General features: G+C 75.0%; 25 protein-coding genes. 12 read left to right on the forward strand and 13 right to left on the reverse strand.

What is annotated here, in order from left to right; translation table 11 throughout:
• Positions 1-35 precede the first annotated feature (35 nt).
• The 6 genes from AB0D45_RS14260 to AB0D45_RS14285 all read left to right on the forward strand — a co-directional run bounded on the left by AB0D45_RS14260 (position 36) and on the right by AB0D45_RS14285 (position 4,481).
• The gene (locus AB0D45_RS14260) at positions 36-1,373 is read left to right on the forward strand and encodes a hypothetical protein (protein ID WP_362458364.1); all 1,338 of its coding nucleotides are present in this window, start codon (positions 36-38) and stop codon (positions 1,371-1,373) included.
• Between the two features lie 172 nt (positions 1,374-1,545).
• Positions 1,546-2,271 (forward strand): HNH endonuclease family protein, encoded by a 726-nt coding sequence (locus AB0D45_RS14265; RefSeq protein WP_362458367.1) that lies wholly within the window; start codon positions 1,546-1,548, stop codon positions 2,269-2,271.
• On the forward strand, positions 2,268-2,543 hold the full coding sequence (locus tag AB0D45_RS14270) for a hypothetical protein (RefSeq protein WP_361611684.1): 276 nt from the start codon (positions 2,268-2,270) through the stop codon (positions 2,541-2,543). Before AB0D45_RS14265 ends, AB0D45_RS14270 begins: the two co-directional genes overlap by 4 nt.
• An 85-nt stretch (positions 2,544-2,628) precedes the next feature.
• Entirely contained in the window at positions 2,629-2,835 is a 207-nt protein-coding gene (locus AB0D45_RS14275; RefSeq protein WP_361611682.1) for a DUF5302 domain-containing protein, read from the forward strand.
• A 119-nt stretch (positions 2,836-2,954) separates the two neighbouring features.
• Entirely contained in the window at positions 2,955-3,365 is a 411-nt protein-coding gene (locus AB0D45_RS14280) for a rodlin (protein ID WP_361611681.1), read from the forward strand.
• A 234-nt stretch (positions 3,366-3,599) separates the two neighbouring features.
• Complete coding sequence (locus AB0D45_RS14285; RefSeq protein WP_362458542.1) at positions 3,600-4,481, forward strand: glycoside hydrolase family 19 protein; 882 nt, start codon at positions 3,600-3,602, stop codon at positions 4,479-4,481.
• An 18-nt stretch (positions 4,482-4,499) separates the two neighbouring features.
• Here AB0D45_RS14285 and AB0D45_RS14290 read toward each other — a convergent pair whose 3' ends face one another.
• From AB0D45_RS14290 to AB0D45_RS14300, 3 genes are all read right to left on the reverse strand, one after another.
• Positions 4,500-7,256 carry a LuxR family transcriptional regulator gene (locus AB0D45_RS14290; RefSeq protein WP_362458371.1) on the reverse strand — a complete coding sequence of 919 codons (2,757 nt, stop codon included), beginning with the start codon at positions 7,254-7,256 and terminating at the stop codon, positions 4,500-4,502.
• Positions 7,257-7,491: 235 nt separating this feature from the next.
• Entirely contained in the window at positions 7,492-9,267 is a 1,776-nt protein-coding gene (locus tag AB0D45_RS14295; protein ID WP_362458545.1) for a S8 family serine peptidase, read from the reverse strand.
• Between the two features lie 374 nt (positions 9,268-9,641).
• Positions 9,642-10,376, reverse strand: a complete 735-nt coding sequence (locus AB0D45_RS14300; protein ID WP_362458373.1) for a DUF1838 family protein — start codon at positions 10,374-10,376, stop codon at positions 9,642-9,644.
• Between the two features lie 265 nt (positions 10,377-10,641).
• On the opposite strand from AB0D45_RS14300, the gene AB0D45_RS14305 reads away from it, so the two are divergent.
• Together AB0D45_RS14305 and AB0D45_RS14310 are read left to right on the forward strand one after the other, a co-directional pair.
• A complete protein-coding gene (locus tag AB0D45_RS14305) occupies positions 10,642-11,244 on the forward strand; it encodes a sigma-70 family RNA polymerase sigma factor (RefSeq protein ID WP_361611079.1) in 603 nt (200 codons plus the stop codon).
• Positions 11,241-11,972 carry a zf-HC2 domain-containing protein gene (locus AB0D45_RS14310; RefSeq protein WP_362458376.1) on the forward strand — a complete coding sequence of 244 codons (732 nt, stop codon included), beginning with the start codon at positions 11,241-11,243 and terminating at the stop codon, positions 11,970-11,972. The genes AB0D45_RS14305 and AB0D45_RS14310 overlap by 4 nt, the downstream gene beginning before the upstream one ends.
• A 59-nt stretch (positions 11,973-12,031) precedes the next feature.
• On the opposite strand, the gene AB0D45_RS14315 is transcribed toward AB0D45_RS14310, so the two are convergent.
• The 8 genes from AB0D45_RS14315 to AB0D45_RS14350 all read right to left on the reverse strand — a co-directional run bounded on the left by AB0D45_RS14315 (position 12,032) and on the right by AB0D45_RS14350 (position 19,885).
• Complete coding sequence (locus AB0D45_RS14315; protein WP_362458379.1) at positions 12,032-13,204, reverse strand: alpha/beta hydrolase; 1,173 nt, start codon at positions 13,202-13,204, stop codon at positions 12,032-12,034.
• A gap of 514 nt (positions 13,205-13,718) precedes the next feature.
• A complete protein-coding gene (locus AB0D45_RS14320; RefSeq protein WP_361610376.1) occupies positions 13,719-14,450 on the reverse strand; it encodes a hypothetical protein in 732 nt (243 codons plus the stop codon).
• Between the two features lie 59 nt (positions 14,451-14,509).
• Positions 14,510-15,748: a cytochrome P450 gene (locus AB0D45_RS14325; protein ID WP_362458382.1), complete on the reverse strand. Its 1,239-nt coding sequence runs from the start codon at positions 15,746-15,748 to the stop codon at positions 14,510-14,512.
• Positions 15,745-16,974 (reverse strand): cytochrome P450, encoded by a 1,230-nt coding sequence (locus AB0D45_RS14330; RefSeq protein ID WP_362458385.1) that lies wholly within the window; start codon positions 16,972-16,974, stop codon positions 15,745-15,747. Before AB0D45_RS14330 ends, AB0D45_RS14325 begins: the two co-directional genes overlap by 4 nt.
• Positions 16,971-17,627, reverse strand: coding sequence for an ATP/GTP-binding protein (locus tag AB0D45_RS14335; RefSeq protein ID WP_361610371.1), 657 nt, complete (start codon positions 17,625-17,627; stop codon positions 16,971-16,973). Before AB0D45_RS14335 ends, AB0D45_RS14330 begins: the two co-directional genes overlap by 4 nt.
• Positions 17,608-17,964: a DUF742 domain-containing protein gene (locus tag AB0D45_RS14340; protein WP_361610369.1), complete on the reverse strand. Its 357-nt coding sequence runs from the start codon at positions 17,962-17,964 to the stop codon at positions 17,608-17,610. The genes AB0D45_RS14335 and AB0D45_RS14340 overlap by 20 nt, the downstream gene beginning before the upstream one ends.
• The gene (locus AB0D45_RS14345) at positions 17,961-18,362 is read right to left on the reverse strand and encodes a roadblock/LC7 domain-containing protein (protein WP_361610367.1); all 402 of its coding nucleotides are present in this window, start codon (positions 18,360-18,362) and stop codon (positions 17,961-17,963) included. The genes AB0D45_RS14340 and AB0D45_RS14345 overlap by 4 nt, the downstream gene beginning before the upstream one ends.
• Positions 18,359-19,885, reverse strand: coding sequence for an ATP-binding protein (locus AB0D45_RS14350; RefSeq protein WP_362458388.1), 1,527 nt, complete (start codon positions 19,883-19,885; stop codon positions 18,359-18,361). The genes AB0D45_RS14345 and AB0D45_RS14350 overlap by 4 nt, the downstream gene beginning before the upstream one ends.
• 229 nt (positions 19,886-20,114) lie before the next feature.
• Here AB0D45_RS14350 and AB0D45_RS14355 point away from each other — a divergent pair, with 229 nt between their 5' ends.
• The gene (locus AB0D45_RS14355) at positions 20,115-21,029 is read left to right on the forward strand and encodes a hypothetical protein (protein ID WP_362458391.1); all 915 of its coding nucleotides are present in this window, start codon (positions 20,115-20,117) and stop codon (positions 21,027-21,029) included.
• Entirely contained in the window at positions 21,026-21,826 is an 801-nt protein-coding gene (locus tag AB0D45_RS14360) for an alpha-L-glutamate ligase (protein ID WP_362458394.1), read from the forward strand. The genes AB0D45_RS14355 and AB0D45_RS14360 overlap by 4 nt, the downstream gene beginning before the upstream one ends.
• A gap of 146 nt (positions 21,827-21,972) precedes the next feature.
• On the opposite strand, the gene AB0D45_RS14365 is transcribed toward AB0D45_RS14360, so the two are convergent.
• Both AB0D45_RS14365 and AB0D45_RS14370 read right to left on the reverse strand, forming a co-directional pair.
• Positions 21,973-22,842, reverse strand: a complete 870-nt coding sequence (locus AB0D45_RS14365; RefSeq protein WP_362458397.1) for an alpha/beta hydrolase — start codon at positions 22,840-22,842, stop codon at positions 21,973-21,975.
• 12 nt (positions 22,843-22,854) lie between these two features.
• Positions 22,855-23,961, reverse strand: a complete 1,107-nt coding sequence (locus tag AB0D45_RS14370; protein WP_362458400.1) for a DUF2330 domain-containing protein — start codon at positions 23,959-23,961, stop codon at positions 22,855-22,857.
• A 122-nt stretch (positions 23,962-24,083) separates the two neighbouring features.
• Here AB0D45_RS14370 and AB0D45_RS14375 point away from each other — a divergent pair, with 122 nt between their 5' ends.
• Both AB0D45_RS14375 and AB0D45_RS14380 read left to right on the forward strand, forming a co-directional pair.
• A complete protein-coding gene (locus AB0D45_RS14375) occupies positions 24,084-24,563 on the forward strand; it encodes a hypothetical protein (RefSeq protein WP_361611311.1) in 480 nt (159 codons plus the stop codon).
• A gap of 133 nt (positions 24,564-24,696) precedes the next feature.
• Entirely contained in the window at positions 24,697-25,911 is a 1,215-nt protein-coding gene (locus AB0D45_RS14380) for a hypothetical protein (RefSeq protein ID WP_362458403.1), read from the forward strand.
• The last annotated feature ends 12 nt before the right edge of the window (positions 25,912-25,923 follow it).

The following is a 25,923-nucleotide window of genomic DNA, read 5'->3' on the forward strand; positions in this document are numbered from 1 at the left end:
GCCGAGAAGCGCCGCCTGCACGTCGGCGGCAAGGGATGCAACTGCACCGACGTGATGATGCTCGTGCACCTCTCCGAGGACGGGCCGCGCACACCGCGCGCCTCGCCGGCCTGCCGCACGCCGAGGCCGCCGCGCTGCGGGTGGTGCGGGGCCTGCGGGCCGCGCGGGAGCGCCGCGCCGCCCAGCGGCTCACCGACCTGGCCGCCGCCTTCGCGGAACTGCTGCGCACCGCCGCGCTGCTGGCGTCCGGCACGGGCGGCCCCGGGCTGACCGGGGGCGGTCGGCGCGCGTACGGGGCGGGCGGCAGCCTGCTCGTGCACGGCCTGTGCCGGGAGCCCGTGCTGACCGCCACCGGCTACGGGGGCGTCGTCACCCACCTGCTGGGCGCGGACGGCGCCCGGTACTCGCTCTCGGACGTCCGCCCCGGCGGCCTCGCCCGGGCCCGGGGCGCCGGGTCGGCCTCCGTGGCCCTCGGCGGAGCCGCCCTCGACCACGCGGGGCTGGCGCGCGCGGGGCTGCGCATCGCCGGGGCGACGGTCTCCGCCGACGGGCGCCTCGGCGCCGGGCGCGGGGTACGGGCGGTGCCGGCGCCCGGGGTGTCCTGGGAGGAGGAGCCGGCGGCGGCGCTCTTCGCCCGCCCGGCGGCCGACGCCGTACGGGAGCTGCTGGCGGGGGAGGCCGGAACGGGCCTGCTGGGCTGCGACGTCCAGGTGGCCGGCGCGGCCGGCGAGCACCTCCTGGTGCGGGAGCTGCGCCCGGACGCGCCGCTGCTGCGGCTGCGCCCGGCGCATCCGCACCCGGAGCTGGCGCACACCGCCAACCTGCGCCGCCTGGCGGGGTGTCCCGGCCTGGTGCTGCGCGTCCTCGGCCGTCCCGACCCGGACCGGGCGGCCACTTTGAGCCCGCTCGCGGTGGGGCCGGTGCCCGGGGCCGCGTACACGCTGCGGCTGCCGCCGCAGTGGCGGGGCCGGGCGGACCTGGGCTACGACCGGCTCCAGGGCGGCCACTTCCCGGACGGCGGGGCCCCCGCAGCCGTGGCCCCCGCCGAGCCGGGGCCGGACCCGCTGGCCGCTTCGCCGCTGTGGCGGGTGCGCCGGCTGCTGGAGACGGGAGTGGCGGGCGGGCGCCGGGCGGTGGCGGAGTCGGCCCGCGGGCCGGAGCCGCTGACGGCGTCGGGTCCGCTGCGCCGGGCGGGCTTCGGGGCGGCGGCCGACCTGGCCGACGCGCTCGTCGCCGAGGCCGACCGCCGCTCCCGGGACGCCTTCGGCCGCCTCACCGAGGCCTCGTCGGACGGCTACGCCCGGGCCTGGCTGGCGGCGTCCACGCACCTCGAGGCGGCCCAGCGCTCCCTGGTGGCCGCCTCCTGGAGCTGACGCCCCGTCCCCTGACGGGTGGGCCGGCCGGCGAACGGGGGCTGCAACACCCCCGGTTGCCGGGCCGGCTCCGGGGTACGAGCGAGAACGTAGGCCCGGTGCGTTGACGCTTGTCCGGTTATGGGTAGTGTGCCCGGGTCAGTTCGCGGAGCGTCTCGTCCGGGGTGGGGTCATGGATCGTCACACAGGTGTACGCGGCGCGGCGGTGGCCGCCGCGCTGCTGCTCGGGCTGAGCGGCTGCGGGGGCCCGGGCGTCCCCGGGGACGGGAAACCGGCGGGGAGGCCCGCGAGCTCCGGCCCCTCCGCGACGGGTTCCGCGGACGCGAAGCCCGCGTCCGGCGACGTGCTGCCGGGCATGGTCAGCGCCGCCGTCGCCCGTACGCAGCTCGCGGCGCTCACGACCGGCACGCCGGGCACGATGGCCGGCTACAGCCGCGACCGGTTCACCCACTGGGCCGAGCAGGGCGGCCGGTGCGACACCCGGGAGACGGTGCTCAAGCGCGACGGGAAGGACGTCACCCAGGACTCCGAGTGCCGCGCCCGGTCGGGCTCCTGGAAGAGCCTGTACGACGGGGCCGTGGTCGACGAGCCCGCCGCACTGGACATCGACCACATGGTTCCGCTGGCCGAGGCCTGGCGGTCCGGCGCCTCGGGCTGGGACGCCGCCCGGCGCAAGGCCTTCGCGAACGACCTGACGCGGCCGCAGCTGCTGGCGGTCTCGGCGGCGTCGAACCGCTCCAAGGGCGACCAGAGCCCCGACCTGTGGCAGCCCCCGGACAAGTCGAGCTGGTGCCAGTACGGGCGGGCCTGGACCACCGTCAAGTCCCATTACCGTCTGACCGTCACCGAAGCGGAGAGGGCCATGCTCACCACCATGATCGACACCTGCGCCTCATGACCGCCCCCCGCCAGTGGCAGGACGAGGTCCTCGCGGGTCCCGGCGGCGCCATGACCGACGAGGTCGGCGTCATCACGGGGCCGCTCACCCTGCGCACCACCGCGGGACCGGGCGGCCGGGTCCGCTTCGAGGTCCAGTACACGGACGCCGACGAGTGGTACACGCTGACCGGCAGCCCCGTCACCCACGGCGATCCAGCGGCCCTCCACACGGCCGCCCTGAACGCCATCCGCGCCGGCGGCGGCGCCGAGGCGCCGGCCGGAGCCGCCTGACGGCCCGCCCGCCGCCGCCCAACTGGATGGCCCGGCGGCGGTCCGACTGACACACTGGCGACCCGATCACTCCAGGAGGCACCAGATGGCCGACACACCGCAGACCCCCCGTGACGACGTCCCGCAGGAGGAGTCCCCCGCCGAGGAGGCCAAGCGCAAGTTCCGCGAGGCGCTGGAGCGCAACGCCTCGCACGCCCAGTCCCAGCAGGCCCACCAGAGCCGGGCGAAGGTGCAGGGCTCCAGCAGTGGGCCGGGCGGCAAGAACAAGAAGGTCCGGCGCAAGACCGGCTGACCTGGGGATCCCGAGGAAACGTTGGGCCGCATGGGTGACCTGCGATAACCCCTGGGGCCAGGGGCAGTTGATCAGGTCGTTCCGCCGGGGACAGCACATGCGACAGAAGGATCCTCACGATGCTCAAGAAGTTCATGGCCACCGCCGCGGTCACCGCCTCCGTCCTCGGGGCTGGCGCCCTTGCAGCCTCCCCGGCGATGGCGGTCGGCAACGACAACGGCGTCAACACGGTCAACGGCAACAACGCCACGCAGATCTACGGCAACCAGGAGACGGAGGGCGCGATGAGCCCGCAGCTCTCCGCGGTCCAGGGTTCGCTGAACAAGCTCTGCATCGGCCTGCCGGCCAAGGTCAACGTCCAGTCCGTCCTGGCCCTCGTCAACGTCGGCGTCCAGGACATCCCGATCGCCTCCAACCCGCAGAACCAGCAGTGCGCCGAGAACTCCACCCAGGGCAAGGGTGACGAGACCCTCTCGCACATCGCCGAGAACATCCCGGTCCTGTCGGGCAACCTCTCGGCCGGCAGCTGATCCAGCGGCCCCGGAGCGGCGTGACGGCCTCGCCCGTCACGCCGCTCCGGCATGTTCCGGCCGGTTCCACCCCGCATCCGACACGTAAAGGCTTTGGTCTGGACCTTGACAGGTCCAGACCAATTCGGTTCAGTGGCGGTAGTCGTCGCACCCCACACGCCGCGCGACAAATCCCCCCACTCCAGGAGCAGTTACGTGATACGTACGCTACGCCGCCGTGCCCTCTCCCTCGCCGTGGCCGCCGCCGCGACCCTGGGCCTGGCCGTCGCCCTGCCCGCCTCCCCCGCCGCCGCGGCCCCCGCCTGCGCCGCGGCCTGGAGTACCTCCGCCGTCTACACGGGCGGCAACAGCGCCTCGTACGGCGGCCACAACTGGCAGGCCAAGTGGTGGACCCAGGGCGAAACGCCCGGCACCACCGGCCAGTGGGGCGTCTGGTCGGACCAGGGCGCCTGCGGCGGCGGGGGCCAGGATCCCGACCCGGGCACCGGCGATCCGTCCGGCTTCGTGGTCAGCGAGGCCCAGTTCAACCAGATGTTCCCGAACCGGAACCCCTTCTACACCTACAACGGCCTGGTCGCGGCGCTCTCCGCCTACCCGGCCTTCGCCCACACCGGCGACGACACCGTCAAGCGGCGCGAGGCGGCGGCCTTCCTGGCGAACGTCTCCCACGAGACGGGCGGACTCGTCCACATCGTGGAGCAGAACACCGCCAACTACCCGCACTACTGCGACGCCTCGCAGCCCTACGGCTGTCCGGCCGGTCAGGCCGCGTACTACGGTCGCGGCCCGATCCAGCTGAGCTGGAACTTCAACTACAAGGCGGCCGGCGACGCCCTCGGCATCCACCTGCTCGCCAACCCCTACCTGGTGGAGCGGGACCCGGCCGTCGCGATGAAGACGGCGCTCTGGTACTGGAACACCCAGAACGGCCCCGGCACGATGACCGCCCACGCGGCCATGGTCAACGGCGCGGGCTTCGGCGAGACGATCCGCTCCATCAACGGCGCCCTGGAGTGCAACGGCGGGAACCCGGCGCAGGTGCAGAGCCGGGTGAGCGCCTACCAGAGCTTCACCCGGCTGCTCGGGGTCACTCCCGGCGACAACCTGGGCTGCTGACGGCGGGCAGGGACCGGCTCACCGGCCGCGCAGGGCCGTGGCCAGCTGGGCGCGGGAGCGGACGTCGAGCTTCTGGTAGATCCGGGTGAGCCGGGCCTCCACCGTCTTGACGCTGAGGAAGAGCTTCGCCGCCGCCTCCTGGTTGCTGGCTCCCCCGCCGACGAGGAGGGCGAGCCGCGTCTCCGCCTCGGTGAGGGAGGCCACGCCGGGGTGCGGGCCGCTGGTCTCGGGCGCGCTCTCCCGGGCGAGCTCCAGCCAGGGCGCCGCTCCGGCCGCCTCGAACAGCCCGGCCGCGGCCCGCAGGGCGGCCCGGGCGGGGGCCCGGCGGCGGCGCCGGCGTTCCACCCGGGCCAGCGCGAGCAGCGTACGGCCCTGTTCGAGGGGCAGTCCGAGGGCGCCGAACCGCTCGGCGGTCGTCTCCAGCAGGGCGACGGCGGGCTCCGGCTCGCCCTGCGCGGACAGGCACAGCCCCCGCGCCCGGTCCAGGGCCGCGAGCACGGTGGTCCGTTCCAGGGCACGGGCGACGGGGGTGACGCGGTCCAGCAGGGCCGCGGCCTCCGCGGGGGCGTCGGCGGCGACCAGTGCCTCGGCGAGCTCCCCGTGCCAGCGCAGGACCGAGGGGTCCACCACCTGCTGGGCTTCTTCCAGGGCGGCGACCCGGCGCAGGGTGGCCACCGCCTTCGCGGCCTCGCCGGTGGCCAGTTCGACGGTGCCGAGCGCGAACAGCCCCCGGGAGAGGAAGACCTGGTCGCCCTCCTCCTCGGAGGCCCTGATGCCCCGGCGGGCGTAGCCGGCGGCGCGGGTGAAGCTGCCGCCCGCCGCTTCGGCGGTGGCGGCCACGTACCAGGCGGGGCCGGGTGAGAGGCCGGCTTCGATGGTGAGTTCCAGGGCGCGGCGGGCGTGGGCGGTGCCGCGGGCGCAGTGGCCCCGGCGCAGTTCGGTCTCGGTGAGGCTGCGCAGCACCTCGAAGACGTCCTCGGCGGAGCCGGTGCGCTGGACGGCGGGCAGCAGGACGAGGAGCTGGCGGCGGGCGTCGGCGAGCCGGTCGTCGAAGAGGGCGTGGCGGACGGCGAGGTACTGGGGGGCGTTGCGCATGCCGAGGGGGACCTCGGGGGCGGGCAGGGCGAGGGCCTGGGCCAGGATCTCCTCGGCGTCGGGGTCGCCGAGGATGCGGCCCATCCGGGCGCGGACCGTCAGGGCCATGGCTTCGGCGACCTGGTCCCCTCCGGCCTTGGCGAGGGTTCCGGCCTGGGCCGCGGCGTCGCGCGAGCGGACGGGGTCGCCGTCGCCGATGTTGTGCTTCCAGGCGATCCGGAGCTGGACGGCGGCCTGCAGGGCGGGGTCCCCGGCGGCGTCGGCCACGGCGTGGGCGATGGTCTCGTCGAGGTCGGCCAGGGCTTGCCCGGCGGCGTCGATCACCGCGAGGCGGGCCCGTACCCGCTGGGCGGGCGAGGCGTCGCGGGCGAGCACGGCGCGGGTGGCGCGGCGGGCGAGGTCGGCGCGGCCGGCCCAGCCCGCGTCCTCGGCGGCGGCCACGAGCCGGGCCAGCTCGTCCTGCGCGAGGCGGGCGGGGGTGCGTTCGGCGGCGAGCAGCCCGAGCTCGGCGGCGAGCGCCCGCTGGCCCCGGCGGCGGCAGGCGTCGGCGGCCCGGGTGATCTCGGCGGCGAGGTCCGCGTCGGGGGTGTCGACGGCGAGGGCGCGGTGGCGCACGGCCTGGACGGGGTCGTCCACGGCGGCGGCGAGCGCGGCGTGCCCGGCGGCCCGCTCGGGCCAGCCGGCGTCGGCGGCCAGGGCGGCCGGCAGGGCGCCGGCGGTGAAGGCGACGGCGCCGTCCTCGCCGACGGTGACCAGCGCGGCCCGTTCGGCCTCCGCGAGTTCCGCCTCGGCGTCGGGGCGTCCTGCGCGGCGCAGCAGGGCGGTGGTGGGGCGGGCGGCGAGGGCGGCGAGCAGCAGGGTCGGGCGGGTCCTGCCGGGGGCGGCGGCGAGGAGCCGGCGGGCGACCTCGCGGGCCTGGCCGGTCAGGGGCAGGGAGTCGGCGTGGTGGGCGCCGCCCTGGCAGGCGGCGGCTTCGGCGAGGGAGTGGCCGAGGGCCAGGGCGAGTCGCGGGTTGCCGCCGCTGGCCTGGTGGATGCGGCCGGCGAGGCGGGCGGGCAGGCCGTGGCGCAGCAGCAGCTCGGCGACCTCGTCGGCGCCGAGGGCGGGGATGCGGACGACGGGGGTGCCGGGGCCGCAGAGGGGTTCGGCGACGGGGGCGCCGCCCTGGACGCATTCGGCGGCGAGGACCCGTACGCGCGGCGGCGTCAGGCGCAGGGCGAAGCGGAGCAGGTCGGTGCTCTCGGGGTCGAGCCACTGGGCGTTGTCGAGGACGAGCAGGACCGGCCCGGGGACGGCGAGGGTGCGGAGCACCTCCACGACGGCCAGGCGCAGGGCGACGTGGTCGCGGCCGGCGCGGGGGGCGTCGGCCTCGCGGCGGAGCAGGGCGATGGCGGTGCGCTGGGGTCCGGCGAGGCGGTCGAGCGTGGCGCGGGGGACGGAGGCGAGGAGGGCGGCGGCCGCGGCTTCGGGTATTTCCCGGTCGGCGGCTTCGGGGGCGAGCCGCAGGACGGTTTCGTGCCGTCGGGCGGCGGCGGCCGCGACGGCGCTGGCCACCTCGGTCTTTCCCGAGCCGGCGGGTCCCGTGAGGACGGCGCGGCCGTGCGTGGTCAGCGCCCGGTCGACCGCCTCGATGAGTGCACCGTGTCCGACGTTGGTGTCAGCGTTCGCCGTCGCCGCCACGCACAGCCACCCGCCTTTCGCGCCCCTGTTCTGTGCCCTTCCTGTGAGACGCGACAATACGAGGTCAGCCCCCCGGCGGACCCGGATTGTGACGCAGAATTCAGTCAGGTGGCAGGAAAGCGCCGCGGGTCTGCCGGTACGGGAGGTACCGGCAGACCCGCGCACTGGGTTGGTCCGTACCATCGGTCCGTCAGGACGGAGTTGGGGGGCTCCGCCGGGACCGGTGCGGACCGGGTCAGAAGCCGAGGCTCCAGGAGTCGATCTTGCCGGTGTCGCCGCCCGCGTTGTCGTTCACGCGCAGCTTCCAGGTGCCGTTGGCGACCTCGGAGGAGGCGTCGACGGTGTAGGTCTGGTTGATGTTGTCGGTGCTGCCGCCGGCGCGGTTGTGCAGGGTGTAGACGGTGCCGTCGGGGGCGACCAGGTCGACCTTCAGGTCACCGATGTAGGTGTGCGCGATGTTCACGCCGACCTTGAGCGCGGCTGGGGCGTTGCCGGTGACACCGGTGACGGCGATCGGGCTCTCGACCGTGGTGTTGTCGCCGATGGCGAAGTCCGCGGTGTTCTCGAACGACGGGGTGGCGGGCGTCGAGGTCACGGCGTTGACGGTCGCGGCCGCGTCGGCGAGGCCGGAGCCGCAGCCGCCGGTGCAGGTGCCGGCCAGCGGGCGGGCGTTGGCCTTGATGGCCGACTCGATCTGCGCCGGGGTGAGCGAGGGCTTGGCGCCGACGAGGAGGGCGGCGAGGCCCGCGACGTGCGGGGCGGCCATGCTGGTGCCCTGGTACGGCTTGTAGATCTCGGCGCCGGGGGTGGTGGTGCCACCGTTCAGCGTGGAGAGGATGCCGTTCTCGGGGGTGGTGACGGTGCCGGGCGTGTCGGTGGCGCGGCGGGTCTCACCGCCCGGGGCGGCGACGTCGATGATCGTGCCGTAGTTCGAGTAGAACGAGCGGTCGCCGGTGCGGTTGCTCGCGGCCACGTTGATCACGTTGTTGCAGCTGGCGGGCGAGAAGCCGGCCGCGTCGGCGTTGCTGTTGCCGGCGGCCACGACGACGGTGGTGCCGCGGGCGACGGCCGCGTTGATGGCGTTCTGGTAGGTGGCGGTGCAGGCGCCGGAGCCGCCGAGGCTCATGTTGATGACCTTGGCGGGCGTGGCGTTCGCCGGGACGCCCGCGACGGTGCCGCCGGAGGCCCAGGTGATGGCGTCGACGATGTCCGAGGTCGCGCCGCCGCACTTGCCGAGCACGCGGACGGGCTGGATCTTGGCGTTGTACGCGATGCCCGCGACACCCTTGGCGTTGTTCGTCGCGGCGGCGATGGTGCCGGCGACGTGGGTGCCGTGCCAGGAGGAGTCGCTGGCCTTGGAGCCGGTGCCGCACTCGCCGGCCGCGCTCCAGTCGCCCTGGTCGGCCGGGTTGTTGTCGCGGCCGTTGCCGTCGCGGGCGGCGGTGGAGCTGCTGATGAAGTCGTAGCCGGCGACGACGTTGGCGGCCACGTCGGAGTGGGCGACGTAGCCGGTGTCGATCACGGCGACGGTGACGCCGGAACCGGTGGTCTTGTCCCAGGCGGCGGGCACGTTCATGCCGGCGGTGGGCTCGAAGAGGTCCCACTGCTTGGCGTACTCGGTGTCGTTCGGGGTGGCCATCGCGTAGGCGCGGGAGTCCGGCTCGACGTAGGCGACGTCCGGGTCGGCGCGGAACTGGGCCATCACGGCGGCGGCGTCGGCCGGGGCGGTCGCACCGCCGAGGTTGACGAGTGCGGCTCCGGTGCCCAGACGGCGGTCGAACTTCGCCTTCTTGCCGGCCTTCTTGCCCTTGGCGGTGGCGTCGGCGGCGGCCGCGTCGTTGGAACCGGCCTCCGAGGCGGAGGACTTGTAGCCGACGATCAGGTTCTCGACCGGGGCGGCGGCGGGGGTGGCGGGGGCCGCGGCGGCCGGGAGGGTGGAGGCGGCCGGGTCGTTCGCGGGGGCCACGGCCACCGCGGCGGTGGCGGAGCCGGCGAGCAGGGTGACGGACATGGCCACGACGGATATGAGCCGACGTCTGGGTGCGTGCACGTTGTTCCCCTTTACGGGCCGGATCCGGGCAGGCCGGAGCGGCCGGTCGGTGCAGTGTGGGAGGTGGAACCGGCGGAAGCGGGGCCCGGGCGGGCTGGTCGCACCCGCCCCGGCCACCGCCGCGCGCCGCGTTGTCCGGCCGCGACGGCGGGGCAGGGCAACGGCGTACCCGGCGATCAGCGCGTCCGCGGTCGCTTCACACCATGTGGGGTTGGTGCGGGGCCGCCCGGGGCGCGGAAGATCGCCGGTGGGCAGACAGTAGGCAACGCGGGGGTGAACCCGATACGGGGAAAACCCTTGTCCGGACCCTGGGGGTCCCTCCCCTCCCCCGCCGGTCAGCGGGGGTTGAGCCGGCGGAAGTAGGTCCAGCTGGTCTCGTTGGGCTCGGCCCACTTCTCCGGCGCGCGGGCGAACTGCGGCTGGTGGGCGGCGATGTACGCGCGGGTGCGTTCGGGCACCTCGGCGTAGGAGGCGAGCTTCACGCCCCGGCAGTGGAAGGTGAGGCCGCCGGGGCGCTGCCCCTGTTCCATCCAGGGCAGCCAGGGGGACATCCGGGTCCACGACATGGTCGCGGGGACGCTCGGGGCGTCACCGGCGAGGGCCGCCGCGGGCGTGAAGAACTGGAAGAGCTCCAGCGCCCGGTAGGTGTCGTCGGCGGAGTTGAGCGGGTAGTCGGCGACCGGCAGCGGGGAGGGGTAGGCGAGCGGGATCTCCAGGCTGAAGCACACCTGGTCGCCCAGTTCGGTGCGCGGTACGGGGAAGGGCCGCAAGCGCTGGTTGGCCGGATCGTTCCAGACGTGCACCACGGGCTTGCCGTGCCAGGTGTCGAGGATGTCCCGGGTGGTGGGGTCGAGGTAGAAGGCTGCCTCCCGGGAGAGCAGCCGGTAGCCGCCGTCCTCCTCGTCCCGCTCCAGCCGGGCGGTGTTGAGGCCCTCGAAGCCGAAGAGGCGGCGGTAGGGCTCGCCGGGGGCCCAGGAGTGGACGTCGCCGGTCCACCAGAAGACGGTCTCCTCGCCGTCGAGGGAGGCACGGGTCCGGGCGAAGGAGTGCAGGAGCTCTTCCGGTGTCATACGGAGAACTCTCGCGGGCGGCCCCCGGCCGGACAAGCACGGGACGGGCCAACCTCGGCCGCGCGCCGGGCTCCGCCGGGCGGCCGGCCGGGGCGCGCGGTGTCCGCGGACGTGATGGCGGACGCCAGGAGGGGCGAGCCCGTCGCCTGCCTCGACGGGGGCCTCACCTGCCGGACGCGAGTGACGCGGGTCACATGAACCGGCCGGCCCTTCGGGGCCGTGTTCCGAGCGCACGACGCGACACGAGGCGGACGGAGAGGGTGAGATGCCCGGACCACTGTGGCCCCGTACTCGGCGGGGCTCTACCGACGAGGCGCTGATCAGGGCGGTGTACGAGGAGCACGGCAACGCCCTGCTCGCCTACGCCACCCGCCTGACCGGGGACCGCGCCGCCGCCGAGGACGTCGTCCAGGAGACGCTGATCCGGGCCTGGCGGCATTCCGAGGTCCTGGTCAACGGCAAGGGCTCGGTGCGCGGCTGGCTGCTCACGGTCACCCGGAACATCATCACGGACCGGTACCGGGCCAGGGCCGCCCGCCCGCCGGAGGTCTCCGGGTCGGCGGCCGCTCCCCCGGTGGAGGGGGACCACGCGGACGCCGTGGTGGACGCCATGACGGTACTCGGCGCCCTGGACCGGCTGTCGCCGGAACACCGGGACGTCCTGACCGAGTTGTACTACCGCCAGCACAGCGTCGCCGAGGCCGCCGACCGGCTGGGCATCCCCGCGGGGACGGTCAAGTCGCGCTCGCACTACGCGCTCAAGGCCCTGCGCGAGGTGTTCGGGGACGCCGCCGGGGACGGCGCGCGGAGGAGAGGAACCGGCCGGCCGCCCCAGCAGCCCGGCGGACTGCGGGAGGTGGTGGCGTGAACCGGCAGCGGCACGAGGAGGAACCGGAACTGCTCGGCGCGTACGTGCTCGGCGTCCTGGACGAGGAGGAGGTACGGCGCGTCGGGGAGCACCTCGGCGACTGCGTGCGGTGCCGGGAGGAGGTGGGCGCGTTGCGCGAGATGGAGAGGGTGCTGGGCGAGGTGCCCGAGGAGGCCTTCCTCGACGGGCCTCCGCCGGGCGGGGACCTGCTGCTCCAGCGGACCCTGCGGCAGGTGCGCGGGGAGCGGGCGTCGGCCGCGCGGTGGCGGGCCGGCGTGGTGGGGCTGGCCGCGGCCGCCTCGCTGGCGGCGGTGTTCTGGGCCGGTGCCCGGGTGGGCGCGGACCCGGGGAGCGCCGGGGCGCTGCCGCCGCCTGCGCCGCCGACCGTGTCGGCGGCGCCTTCGCCGCCGGTGGCGGGCACCCGGGTGGCCTCCGCCGCGGATGTGGGGACGGGCGCGCGGATGACCGTACAGCTGACGCCGGCGGCCGGGTGGGTGCGGCTGCGCGCGGCGGTGACGGGGGTGCCCGCGGGCGAGCGGTGCCGGCTGGTGGTGGTCTCCCGGGACGGTACGCGCTCCACGGCGGGCGGCTGGGTCGTGGGCACGGCGGAGCACGGCGAGGGCAAGGCCGCGGCCCTGGACGGCTCCGCGGCCGTGGACCCGTCGGACGTCAGGGAGGTCCTGGTGGTGAACGAGACGGGCCGGACCTTCGTGTCCGTGCCCGTGTAGCCGCCGGGCGCGGTACGGGGGCCCGTACAGGCCCCCGTACGGGCCCCCGTACGGGCCGCTCAGGGGGTGTGGAAGCGGACCTCGGGGGTGTCGGCGCGGGGGCCGTCCAGAACCGGCCCGGGTCGTCCCTTGAGGTGCTGGTCGAAGAAGGCGCCGACGTAGGTCCGGGTCAGTTCGAGGGCGCGGGAGCCGGGCAGCGGCGCCTCGGGGTGGGGCAGTCCGAGCTGGTCGCGGATGGCGGGGAAGTCGGTGGCCGCGAAGTGGTCGGTGCCGTCGACGGTGATCCAGCGCTTCCAGCCGTCGAGGTGCGGCCACGTCTTCGACCAGTCGCCGTTCGAGTGGCCCCCGGGCGCGCTGGCGGCCGCACCGAACAGCAGGAAGGGGCGGCCGCCGATCCCGGCGGCGGGGTACGGACCGGGCAGGCCCCCGTCCATGTCGGCGCCCGCGCGGATCCGCGGGTCGGCGGCCATGGCCGGCAGGGCGGCGGCGCCCCCCATGGAGTGGCCGCCCATGGCGATGCGGCCGGCGTCGATGAGCCCGGCGTGACGCCAGGCCGGGTGACGGCCGGTGAGGCGGTCGAGGAGGAAGGAGACGTCCTGGGCCCGGACGCCGAGGACGGCCTCGTGGCCCCCCGGGGCATCGGCCGGCCCGCAGGCCAGGCAGGTCAGGATACGGCCGCCGGGGAAGGCGGTGGCGGCGCTCTCGTACGCGTGGTCCACGGCGGCGACCACGTAGCCCCGGGAGGCCAGGTCCTCGGCGAGCGAGGTGAGGGTGGCGCGGGACACGGTGAAGCCGGGCGACAGGACGATCAGCGGGTAGCGGCCCTGGACGGGCCGGGCGCCGACGCGGGCGTGGGCCCGGGTGGCGGCGAAGACTGCGGGGTCGATGACCTGGTCCAGCTTCTTGTCGGCCAGCATGAGCCGGGCTTCCTCGGTGCTCATGTAGGGCGCCGGGGCGCGGCCGGTGCCGCGCTGCGCGGGATAGCGCAGGGTGACCATCAGTTCCCGGGGCCCGGTGTGCGCCCAGGGGTCGGTCCTGCTGCGGTCCGTCAGGTGGAGGTCCTCCTGGCCGACGGCGAAACGGCCGGTGGGCGCGGGCAGTTCTGCCGGATTCACCCGGGTGCCGGTGGCTGCCGCGGGGGCGGCCATGGCGGTGGAGGCCGCCGTCAGCGGGACCGGGAGGAGGAGGGCCAGCATGGCCGCGGCGGCCGCGGTGCGGCGTCGGATCGTCATGCCGTCCAACCTAGGCGGGGGCCCGCGGGCCCTCGTCGCCTCACAGAGGGATCCACCGTCACCCTGTGGTCGCAGTCCGCCGCTCGGGGCGTCGTACGAGTGGCTGAGGGAACGGGAGTTGCCCGGGGAACGTGACGGGGCCCGGGAACATGTCCAGTTCCCGGGCCCCTGTGTGCCACCCAATTGCGCACACCGGCGGCGTTTAAGGGAGGGGATCATGGTGAGGCCGACGTGTTCTGCCTTTGAACTACCGCGCCGCGAAGAGGCGCAGGAGGGACTTGAACCCCCATCCGTCGGTGATCGTCCCCGCCCGGTCGATCCGGTGTTCGGCGGCGAATGCTGAGACTGGAGCGATAATCTGAGATTCAAGGGGCCGCCTCTACCGCTTGGGCCACCCCGGCACGTGTGCCGGGGGAGGGATTCGAACCCCCAGTGACACCCCTGTTTCAGCTTCAACGTCAGTTTCAGCTTGCGCTCTCGCGCACCCCCTGTCGCGCAGGGGGCGTTCTCGGGGCTACCCGAACAGGTAGCCGAACACGGCGTCCCCCACCCGCTGGTCGGTGACTTCGGCGCCGTTGGCCTCCTCGCGGGCGAACTTCACGGCCTGCTGGAGCCGTTCCACCCGGTCGAGGAGCTCGTTGACCCGGCGGGCCGGGAGGGCGCCGGAGAACTTCACGGTCGTCCAGTAGCCGACCGCGACGTCCTCGTAGTACACCTCCACCTGCGCCGGGTGCTTCTCCGTGGCCTCGGCCTTGACGTGGTTGCGCGGCACCTTCTTGGTGCGGATCGTGCGCACCGGTTCCGTCTTCCAGGAGTCCGTGGAGGGGTCCAGGTTCCAGGACTCGGAGGCGTCGAGGACGGGCAGCTTGCGCACGAAGGTGTGCAGGTCGGTCAGCTGCTTCTCGAGGAAGAGCAGGTAGGGCACCGGAACCTGGGCGAGGAGCACCCGGCCGTCGACGACGACGTCCGCGGCCGCCGTGCGGTTCGCCCAGTCCTTGGTCGCCGTCACGTCGAACAGGCGGGTCAGGGTGCCGGCCGTCGCCCGCAGCACGTCCTCCGCCTTGACCTGCACCCGGGTGGACTCGGGCGGCAGCTGCTCGCCCTCCTCGTCCTTGGGCTGGTACGTACGCGAGATGCCGGCCAGCAGGGCGGGCTTCTGCACGTCGTGGTGAGCCTGGGAGAGCTCCTGGAGGGACTTGGACTTGACGCCCTTTTCGACTGCGATGATCTGATTCAGCTTCGGCACGTGAGCAACCTAGCAACGGCTCCGGTGCGACTACCATTTCTTTTCTGTGGCGCGCCTTCCTACGGGCGCAGCCGGACGGGGAGGTCGTACAGGTCGTTCTGCGTGAGGACCGGCTTGTTGCGCAGCTCCTCGCGTCCGACGGCCAGGGACAGCTCCGGGAAGCGGGCGTAGAGCGCCGGGAGGGCGACGAGGGCCTCCAGGCGGGACAGGGCCGCGCCGGGGCAGACGTGCGGGCCGTGGCCGAAGGCGATGTGCCGGTTGGGGGTGCGGGTGACGTCGAACTCCCCCGCGGTCTCCCCGTGCTGGGCCTCGTCGCGGCCGAGCGCGCCGAAGGAGACGATCAGGCCCTCGCCGGCGGGCAGGATCCGGTCGCCGACCTCGATGTCCTCGGTGGCGAAGCGGATCAGGACGTGCGACGTGGGGGTGGACCAGCGCAGGGTCTCCTCGATGACGTTCTCCCAGGGGACCTCCCCCTTGAGGACGAGGGCCCGCTGCGCGGGGTGCGTCTCCAGCGCGACGACGGCGTTGACGATCAGGCTGATGGTGGTCTCGTGCCCGGCGGCGACCATCAGCTGGAGGGTGTTGGTGATCTCCTCGGTGCTGAGGTGGTCGCCGTCCTCGGAGGCGGCGATGAGCGCGCTGGTGAGGTCGTCGCCCGGGGTGGCCCGCTTGGACTCCACGATGCGCGAGAAGAGGGCGCCGAGGTCCGCCATCATCCGGGGGACCTCCTCGGGGAGGGTCTGCGTGGAGAAGAACTTCTCGAAGAGGGCCTTCAGGCGCGGGTGTTCGGCGGCGTCGACGCCCATCAGCTCGCTGATGACGTTCATCGGCAGCGGGTAGGCGAAGTGCGCCTTCAGGTCGACCGTCTCACCGGCGGGGAGGGCGGCGAGCGCGTCGAGCGAGCGGGCGGTGAGGGCCTCGATGCCGGCGCGGAGCTTCTCCACCCGGCGGGCGGTCAGCGCCTGCGCCACGAGGGTGCGCAGGCGGCGGTGCTCGTCGCCGTCGACGGTCAGCATGGAGCGGCCGGGGTTGGCGAGGCCTATGAGCGGCCAGTCGAGGGGGATCTCCCCGCGCTGCCAGGCGCCCCACACGCCGATGTCCTTGACGAGGCGGGGGTCGGTGAGGAGTCTGCGCGCCTCGGCGTGGTGCGTGACGGCGTACACCGCGACCCCGCCGGGCAGGACGACGCGGGCCAGCGGGCCGGCGGCGCGCAGCGCGGCGCTCTCGGCGTCGAGGTCGGCGACGAAGGGGTCGAGGACGAGCGGGGCGGGGCCGGTGTGGTCGATCGGGCAGGTCACGGGGTGGCTCCAAGCGCGGGGGTCGGGGTGTAGGTCACGGGCAGGGCGGTGAGGCCGCGCAGCCAGGGCGAGGGGCGCCGGGTGAGTCCGGCGGCCGGCCCGGCGAGGTCGACGTCGGGGAGCCGGTCGAGGAGGACCTCGATGCCGGTCCGGGCGATGACCTCGGCGACCTCCTGGGCCGGGAAGGGGCAGCGGTGTTCGCCGTGCCCGAAGGAGAAGAAGGCGTTGTTCCCGCCGGTGAGGGCGCCGGTTTCGGTGCGTACGTGCGGGTCGCCGTTGGCGGCGGCCAGGCCCAGCAGGACCAGGTCGCCGCTGCCGATGCGCCGGCCGCCGAGGTGGGTGTCCCGGGTGGTCCAGCGGCCGGCGACGTTCTGGGTCGGGGTGTCCTCCCAGAGCACCTCGTTCATGGCTTCGCCGACGCTGTGCCGGCCGCCCGCCAGGGAGGCGGCGAACCGGTCGTCGGTGAGCATCAGGCGCAGCGAGTTGCCGATCCAGTCGGCGGTGGGCTGGTGCCCGGCGGCCATCATCACCATGAGGTCCTGGGCGATCTCGTCGACGGTGAATCCGGCGGTGTTGGCCAGCATCCGGGAGGCGACGTCGGGGCCGGGCGCGGCGGCCTTGGCGGCGAGGAGCGCGTACATGGACTCGGCGAGGTGGCGCTGGCCGTCGAGGGCGCCCTCCCTGCCGTTGATCATGTCGTTCATGGCGGTGACGAGGCCGGGGCCCTGCTCGTCGGAGAAGCCGTAGATGCGGGCGAGGACGCGCAGGGGCAGGAGCATGGCGTACTCGCCCACGATGTCGCAGGTGCCCTTGCCGCAGAATCCGTCGATCAGCTCGTCGGCGAAGCGCTCGGCGTGGCCGCGGAGTTCGAAGGGGTCGACGGATTCCAGCGCGTCCGAGATGACGGCGGCGCGTTCGCGGTGGCGTTCGCCGACGGTGTAGAGGATGGACGGCTGCTTGCGGCCGATCATCGGGAGCAGCGGCCAGTCGGCCGGGATGCGGTCCCACTGGTTCCACAGGTCGGAGTCGCGGGAGAAGAGCTGCGGGTCGCTGGTGACCTGGTGCAGTTCGCGGTAGCCGAGGACGAGCCAGGCCGGTATGTCCCCGTCGAGGACGACCGGGGCGACAACGCCGTGGTCGCGGCGCATCTCCCGGTACAGCGCTGCGGGGTCGCTCTGGAAGCGGGGGCCGCCGAGGTAGACGGGCTGCGGCTCGGGCGTGGTCACGGGGTGGGCTCCGGGATGGTGTGCGGGACGACGTCCGGCTGGTCGGGCCGGCGGCTCTGGAGGTGCTGGAGGTGCTGGAGGTGCTCGACGAGGGAGATGAGGACCTGCTTGCCGGACGCGCGGGAGCGGGCGTCGCAGAACAGCAGCGGCACCTCGGACGGGAGGTCGAGGGCGGCGCGGATCTGCTCCGGGGTGTGGGCGGGGCCGCCGAAGTCGTTGCAGGCGACGACGAAGGGCGTGCCGTGGTGTTCGAGGCGGTCGATGGCGTACCAGGAGTCCGCGAGCCGGCGGGTGTCGACGAGGACGACGGCACCGAGGGTGCCGGAGAACAGCCGGTCCCACAGGAACCAGAAGCGCTCCTGGCCGGGGGCGCCGAACAGGTAGAGCACGTTGTGGGCGTCGAGGGTGATCCGGCCGAAGTCGAAGGCGACGGTGGTGGCGGTCTTGGCGGTGATGCCGTCGGTGTGGTCGACGGCCTCGCCGGCCGCGGTCATCGTCTCCTCGGTGTTCAGCGGGCGTATCTCGCTGACCGAGCGGACCAGGGTGGTCTTGCCGACGCCGAAGCCGCCCACGATCACGATCTTGAGGCCGTTGTCGGCGGTGCTGCTGAGTGCCTGGCGGGGCTCGCCCCGGTCAGAGGTTGCGGAGTCCAACGAGCACCTGCTCCAGGATGTCGGGGTCGGGAAGGCGGTACGTCGTGACGCGCGGGTGCCGGGCGCTGATGCGCCCGGCGTCGAGGAGGTCGGCGAGGAGGATCCGGGTGATCGACACGGGCAGGCCCAGTTCGGCCGCGACCTCCACGACGGCCGTCGGGAAGCGGCACATCCGCAGGATCGCCGCGTGCTCGGACTGGATGCCGGGGACCGGGTCGCACTCGGCCACGATCAGGGTGACCAGGTCGAAGGCGTCGCTGCCGGAGCTGCTGCGGCCGCCGGTGAGGGTGTACAGCCGGTCCGGGGAGTCGTCCCGGCCCGGCCTGACGCGGCTCAACCCCGGGGCCTGGCGATCAGATGCTCGCTCAGCTGCTCCACCAGCTCGGACATGTTGTGCCCGACGAGGCCCGCGTCGGCGTCCTCGGCGGCGACGAGGGCGAGGTGCGCGCCCTCGCCCGCCTCCACGATGAAGAGGATCCCGCCGTAGAACTCGGCCATGGCGGAGCGGACCCCGCCGGTGCCGTCGCCGAACTCGATGGACGCCCCGTGCGACAGGCTCTGGATGCCGGCGGAGATCGCGGCGAGCTGGTCGGCCTGGTCGACGGAGAGCTCGGGGGTGCGGCACAGCTTGAGGCCGTCACGGGAGAGCACGAGGGCGTGCCGGGCGCCGGGCGTGCGCTCCAGGAGTCCTTCCAGGAGCCAGCTGAGCGTCTCGTCGGTGGTGGAGCCGGTCATGGGGTGTCGTCGCCTTCCGGGTGCGGGGGGTTCGTGGGCTGCTGCTGCGCCGGGGCCGTGGTGCCGCGTACGGCCTGGCGGAAGCTGCCGAAGCGGGGGGCGGGCCGGGACGCGCCGGCGGGGGCGGCCGGGGTGCGGGCCGCCGCGCTCGCGGCGCCGGGCCCCTCGGGGTGGGCGGCGGCCAGGGTCCGGCCGCGCCGCCGCTGGGGCAGTCCGCTGTCGCCGAGCACCGGGTTCGGGCCGGTGGTTTCGGGCTCGCCGGATTCTACGGGGGTGTCGTGGGCGGCCTCCGGCCCGGTGGGCCGGGCCGCCGGTGCGGGAGCGGGCTCGGGGGCCGCGAGGAGGGCCGGGGCGGGGACGGGTTCGGCCGGGGCGTGGCTGATCAGCTCTTCCGGGATCATCATGAGCGCGCCGGTGCCGCCGCGGGCGGAGGGGCGGAAGGAGACGGTCAGCCCGTGCTTGCGGGCGAGGCGGCCCACGACGGCGAGTCCGAGGCGGGTGCCGGAGAGCCCGGCGAGGTCCAGGGACTCGGCGGTGACGGCCTGTTCGGCGCGGCGCAGCTGGACCTCGCTCATGACGAGGCCGCTGTCCTCGACGGTGATGATGACCCCGGCCGGCACCTCTTCCACGTAGACGTGGACCTCGGCGGTGGGCGGTGAGAAGTTCGCGGCGTTGTCGAGGAGTTCGGCGAGGGCGTGCATGACGCCCTCGGCGGCGTGCCCGGCGACGGCGGCCTCGCTGGTGGAGTGCAGCCGGACCCGCTGGTAGCCGCCGATCCGGCCCATGGCGCCGCGCAGGACGGACTCCATGACGATGGGCTTGGCCCAGCGGCGGCCCGAGCGGGCTCCGGTGAGGACGGCGATGGAGTCGGCGAGGCGGCCGGCCTGGGCGGTGCGGTGGTCGAGGTGGAGCAGGTCGCCGAGGACCTCCTCGTCGGCGTGCTTGTGCTCCATCTCCCGCAGGTCGGCCAGCATTCCGGTGGCGAGCGCCTGCATCCGGCCGGCCGCGTTGGCGGTGGCGGCCATGGCGGCGGCCCGGCCCGACCGGGCGCGGCGCAGTTCCTCGCCGAGCCGCTCGCGGGTGGCGAGCTGGGCGGCGGTGAGGGCGTCCAGTTCGGCGGCGTGGGCGGTGGTGAGACGGTGGAGTTCGGCGGCGTGGGCCGTCGTCAGCTGCTCGACCTCGGCGGCGTGTTCCGCCGCCAGCCGGGTGCGTTCGGCGGTGCGGGCCGCGGTGTCGCGGGCCGCGTCGGCGGTCAGCCGGGCGATGTACCCGTCACGGGCGGAGACTTCGCCGGCGAGGGCGGACAGCCGGCCGCGCAGCTGCCGGGCGCTGCGCGCGCACCAGGTGACCGCGCAGGCGGCGACGGCGAGCAGCAGCGAGCCGGAGAAGGAGAACCACGCGAGGGGCACCTGGACGGCCGACGGGGCCGCGGCCACCGCCGCCGTGGAGAGGGCGCCCGCGGCCGCTGCTGTCACCAGCAGGGCGAGCGCGGAGGGGCGGAGGGGGGAGGGCGACGCCGTCATCAATCAAAGCCTCAAACCGGGCGTAAATGGAAGAGAGGGTTCCTGTGGCAACGAGGCACAACTATAAGAGGATTGGTGATCGTTTCGGAAAGGTCTTGATAAACATTACGTTGAGTAGTGCCCACTTAGGCTGCTTCTGGAGCGGTTTCGGGGCTATGCCATGGCATCCTGTGACGTCACCACTCGCCGGACGGAATCGGCGGACGTCCGGGGAAATCGGGGAAGTTCCATGAGGCTCTGCTTCCTGGTGGAGGAGCACTACCGCCACGACGGCATGCCCAACGAGGTGGTCGCGCAGCTGACCGCCTGGGGACACCGGGTGGACGTGATCCGTCCGGGCGGCTCGCTGCTGCGCATGGACGGACTGGTCCGGGCCGGCGCGCACGACGCCTGGGTCCTGAAGACGGTGTCCGGCGGGCCCGGGCTCACCCTCCTGGAAGCCGCCGCCGCCGGCGGCACGACCACCGTCAACGACGCCCGGGCGATCCGCGGGGTACGGGACAAGGCGCTGGCCGCCGCCCTGGGCAGCGCCCGGGGGCTCCCGCTGCCGCCCACCTACGCCCTCGCCCGCCCCGAACTCCTGGCCGGTGTACCGGACGCGGCCTACCCGCTCGTCGTCAAGCCCGCGGACGGCAGCTCCGGCCGGGGCGTGCACCTGGTGCCCTCGCCGGACCGGCTCGCCGCGCTGCTGCCCGCCCTCGCGGGCGAGGGCATGCTCATCGCGCAGCCCTACGTGCCCAACTCCGGTACCGACCTCAAGGTGTACTGCGTCGGCGGGGAGCTGTTCGCCACCGAGCGCCGCTCCCCGCTGCACCCGGCCGCCGCCGTCCGCGAGCGCCGGGTGGCGCTGCCGGGCGAGGTGGCGCGGATCGCCGCCCGGGTGGGCGAGGTGTACGGGCTGGACCTGTACGGGGTCGACGTGCTGCTGGGCCCCGACGGGCCGGTCGTGGTCGACGTGAACGACTTCCCGAGTTTCCGCCAGGTGCCGGACGCGGCCGCGCGGGTCGCGCGCGCCGTCCTGGAGCTGGCCCGGTCGGGCGGCGGGCGCCCGGTCGCCGCCGCACCCTGCCCGCCCGGCCGCCCGTACGGCCTTCCGGTGGCGATCCCGGCGCAGGCGGCGGCAGGGGCGGGGGACGGCGCGTGAGGGTCGGCCTGATCACCCCTGACCCCGGGCATCCGCTGCTGGCCGACACCGCGGGGCTGCTGGCGCCGGAGCACGAGGTACGGGTACTGGACCCGCGCGCCGGGGCCGCCGCGGCGGCCGGGGAGCGGGCCGACGTGTACCTGCTGAAGGCGCGGACCCCCTCGGCCCTGGCCCTGGCCCGGGAACTGGAGCGGCGCGGGGCGCCCGTACTGAACTCCGCTGCCGCCACCGGGCGGTGCCAGGACCGGACCGCCATGGCCGAACTGGCCCTGCGGGCCGGGCTCCCCTTCGCCGCCACCCGCACCCACGCCTCCCTCGCGGCACTCCGGGCGTCGGCGGAACCGGCCTGGCCTGTGGTGGTCAAGAGCCGGCACAGCCGCAAGCACGACCTGGTCGCCCGGGTGGACGGCCCCGACGGCCTCGGTGCGCTGGCCGCCGGCTGGGAGCGCGAGCCGGTCGTGGTGCAGCCGTTCGCCCCCAACAGCGGCTGGGACCACAAGCTGTGGGTGGTCGGCGACCGGGTCTTCGCGGGCCTGCGCCGCTCCGAACTGGCCGCCGGGGGCGAGGAGCCGGCCCGGCCGCCGGGCCGGCTGCCCGACGGCTGGGCCGAACTGGCCCTGCGGGTGGGCGAGGTCTTCGCCCTGGACGTCTACGGCGTGGACGTCATCGCCGCGGACGGCGGCCGGCCCCTCATCGTGGACGTCAACGCCTTCCCCGGCATCCGCGGCCAGGCCGGCGCCCCACAGGCCCTCGCGGCCCTGGCCCTGCGGCGCGCGGGGCGGCGCGGGGAGCGGTGACGGCTTTCCGGACGGCCGCCTCCGGTTCGGGGCCGGTCCGAGGAGTGGAACGTCCGGGGTGACGCGGCTGCGGCTCGGGTCGTACGGGACGCCTGCGGGGCGGGAACGCCCGGCGGGTCCCGCGGGTCACGGCCGTGCCGGGCGCTTCAGCCGCTCACCGCGGCGGGAGCACCGGTCCGGCCGAGGAAGCCCGCCGTCGCGGTGGCGAAGCGTTCCGGGTCGTCGAGCCAGGGGAAGTGCCCGGCGCCGGACTGGACGGTGAGCTCGGCGTTCGGGAACAGGCCGGCGTACTCCGCCACCGCGCGCGGCGGGGCCGCCAGATCGGCCTCGCCCGCGAGGAGCAGCACGGGTGCGGCGAGCTCGGCGAGCGCCTTGCGGGTGGCCTCCGGGTCGAAGGCGCCCTCGGCCCCGTACGCCGCCGCGGCCTCGTGGTTCTTCTGACCGGACTCGGCGGCCCGGTGCGCGCGGGCCTCCTCGTCCCAGCGGCCGTACCAGAAGGGGGCGATGTCCCCCATGGTCTCCGCCGTGGCGCGGCCCGCGACGAGTTCCTCCAGGGCCGCGTACGCGGGCGCGAACCAGGGCTCGGCGGCGCGCAGCCGGGCGGTCTCCAGCCGGTCGTCGCCGGTGACCGGGATGCCGACGGCGAAGACGCTGGGGGTGACCAGCAGGAGCCGGCCGACGCGTCCGGGGTGGCGGGCGGCGTACAGGGCGGCCAGGTTGGCGCCGGCGGAGTGGGCGAGGAGGTCGAGCGTCTCCAGGCCGAGGTGCTCGCGCAGCGCCTCCACGTCGTCGACGAGCCGGTCGCAGCGGTAGGACGCGGCGTCCTCGGGGACCGCCGAGCTGCCGGTGCCGCGCAGGTCGAACCGGACCAGGCTGCGGTGCGGGAGGAGGCCGTCGAGGCCGGCCAGGTAGGCGGAGTCCTGCATGGGGCCGCCGGGGAGGCAGACGAGCGGGGTCCCGCCGCCGCTGACGTGATAGGCGAGCCGGGTTCCGTCATGGGCCGTGAAGGTCATCATGACGGGACCATGTCAGGACCGTTCTCGCAGGTCAACACGATTCTCCGGCCGGCCGGAGCGGGACGGCCGGCGCCCGCGCACCACGAGGAGGACGGCGGCGGCCACCGCCGCCGCCAGGACGCCGCCCACCGTCAGCAGCCAGACCGGAACGCCGCCCGCGGTGAGGAGCTCGTTGCGGTAGACGGCCCTGCGGTAGGGGGTGTCCTCGGCCGTGGCCCGCAGTTCGTGGTCCCCGTCGATGCGGGACGGGTCCGGGAACCGCTGCTCGATCGCCGTCAGGAACACCGGCTCGCCGCCGGTGAGTTCCCCGAGCGCACCCCCGGGGCTGACGGTCCCGGCGAAGGTGACCTCGGGTACGGCGCCGCCGATCGCGGAGCGGGGCTCCATCCGGTGGCCGGCGAGGACGTAGAGGCCGAGGGACTGCGGGGTGCGGGCCAGCCGGGACAGCCGCATCGGGTAGACGAGCCGGGCGCTGTCGAAGCGGATGCGCAGCGGTTCGAGCTCGCCGCGCAGGGTCCGGCCCTGCTCCCGCGGGGCGAGGCGGACGGCGACGTACTCCCACTTCTGGTCGACGTACGGCTTCAGTTCGGCGGCGAGCCGCTCGGGCAGCTCGAAGCCGTTGTCCCGGAGCCAGGTGCGCAGGGCCTCGGGGTCGGTGGCCGTCAGCCGCGCCACGTCGAAGTCGCCGAGCCGCTCGCGGCCGACGACGCCGACCGGGGCGCCGGCACCGGGCAGGGCGGCACCCACGCCGTCCGAGGAGCCGGAGGAGAAGGGCCAGTCGGTGCCGCGCGGCCAGAAGTACGTACGGGTCCTGCGCTCGGGCCGGGTGAGGTCGGCCAGCTGGGGGAAGAGGGCGGGGTTGCCGAGCTCCACGGAGGCCCGGCCCGGGACCGGCATGATCCAGGCCGCGCGGCGGGCGTCGCCGCCGACGGTGAAGCGCATCACGATCTCTTCCGTCCGCCCGTCCCAGCGCACGACGGAGCTCTCCCTGTCGACCCCGATCCGGGAGCCGCCGTCGGGCACCATCGCCCCGCAGCCGCACGCGTAGGCGGGGCTGACCAGGGCCGCGATCTGGGTCGTGAGCAGGGCGAACAGCAGCGCCAGGATCCTTCTCTTCATCCACACGGGGACTCAGACGTGTCCGCCCGCCGACCGGTTCCGCCCGCCGGGACCGCCGGACGGCCCGGTCTGCGGGCAGCCTCCTCGACCGGGCCCGCACCCCGCTCCCATACTGGGGCCTCATGAGAGGGAACGAACCGCCGCGCAGCAGCCCGCTGGTGCCCGACGGCGTACGGGAGACGATCGCGCGGTACGACTGGGAGTCCGTCGCCTGCGGCTGCGGCCGCTCGGCGGGGCATCTCGAGGACACCCTGTGGGACGCGGCCGAGGGACATCCGGCGGCCTTCCACGCGTTGGAGGGCCACGTCTTCGCCCGGTCCCGGCTGTGGCCCCCGGCCCCGGCGGCCTGCGCGGTGCTGATGGCCGTCTGGTCGGCCGGCCCGCCGCGGCTGGCGACCCGCGAGGCCCTGCTGTGGACGCTGCTGGCGCTGCTGAACTCGGAGGACGACGGCACCCCGTACGAGGCGGGGCTCTACGGCCAGTGCGCCGCCCACGTCCGGGCCGCCCTGCCCCTGCTGCGCGACGGCCGGGCGGGCCGGCCCGGTTCGGTGTCGGCCGCCTACGCCGAGGGGATCGTGGACCTCATCGCGCTGTGCGCGTGAGGCGGCGCGGGAGCTCCGGGGAGGCTTCGGGGCGGGGTCGCGTCACCGCTCCCCCGCCGCCGGCACCGTCCGGGCGTCCGGGGGCGCCGATATCCGGGGGCGGGCGGCCGCCCGGGCCGAGTAGCATCCCCGGATGTCCACGACGATCCAGGCCCTGAGCCCCGAAGCCGGGCGGGCCGACACCGCTGCCCTGCGCGCGTACGACGCGGACGCCCTCGCGCGGTGCGCGGCCGACACCGGGCAGCCGTGGTGGCGCCGGAGGGCCTGCGCGGAGGCGCTGACGGGACGGGTGCCCGAGCGGCGGCTGGCCGAGCTGATCTCCCGCGTGCAGGACACCGGTGACGTGAGCGAGGTCCGCATCGCCCTGCTCGGCGTCCTCGCCGACCGCCCCGAGCTGCAGCCGTGGCTGCGCCACGAGGAGCGGCAGCGGGACGGCGGGTACGGCATGCCCGAGGCGATCCTGAGGGCGCGCGGTGCGGTCGGCGACCGTACGGCGGCCAGCGCTCTGGCCGCGCTCGCCTTCAGCCCGTGGCGCCACCGGCGCGAGACGGGCGAGGCCGGGCTGGACGACCTGGCGGCCCGGTACGGGGTCGAGGCCGTGCTGGCCGAGCTGGGCGACGCCCGGCCCGAGGACCGCTCCGTCCGGGTCGTGATGCGGCAGCGCGCCGGGGAGGACGTCACCGACGCGCTCGCGGACCCCGACCGGGGCGTCGCGTACCGCGCCCAAGCGCTCCTGACCGACCCCGGCCGCCTGCGCGCGTACCTGGCCGAGGCTCCGACCGACGAGGCGAAGCTGTGGGCCGCTTACGCGCTGCACCGCCTCACCGAGGACGCCGCCGAGACCCGGCGGGTGTACGAGGCGCTGGGGCGGCCCCGGGTGGAGGTGGCCGGCCTCGACGAGGAGCTGCGGGCGGCGATCGTCCACGAGTACGGGCCGTGGTGCGAGGAGCGGAGCGATCCGCGGTGGCGGATCGAAGCCCTGTGTACGGAGCCGCCCCCCGCTGCCGATCCCGCCGAGCGGCTGGTGCGGGCCACTGCCGCGCTCACCGCCGCGGGTCTCGCGCCGAAGCCGCCGGTCTCCTGCGGGGACGCCCACGGGCAGGGGGACGGCACGTACGACGTGATCGGCTACGGGGAGGACGACGGCGAGGTCCACCTCAGCACGCTCGGCCGGTTCGCCTCCGGTCACGACGACGAACCGGCCGTCCGGCACGCCCTCGAAGCGGCCGGCTTCCGCTGGATCGACGGGGCCGTCGGCTCCATCGAGGTCACCGGCCTCGGCGTCTACTACTTCGGCGCCCGCGTCCCGTTGGACGTCCGCACCCTGCTGTTCTACTGGCAGGACTGAGGGCCCCTCCTG

This window comes from Streptomyces sp. NPDC048352, assembly GCF_040651895.1.
Classification (GTDB): domain Bacteria; phylum Actinomycetota; class Actinomycetes; order Streptomycetales; family Streptomycetaceae; genus Streptomyces.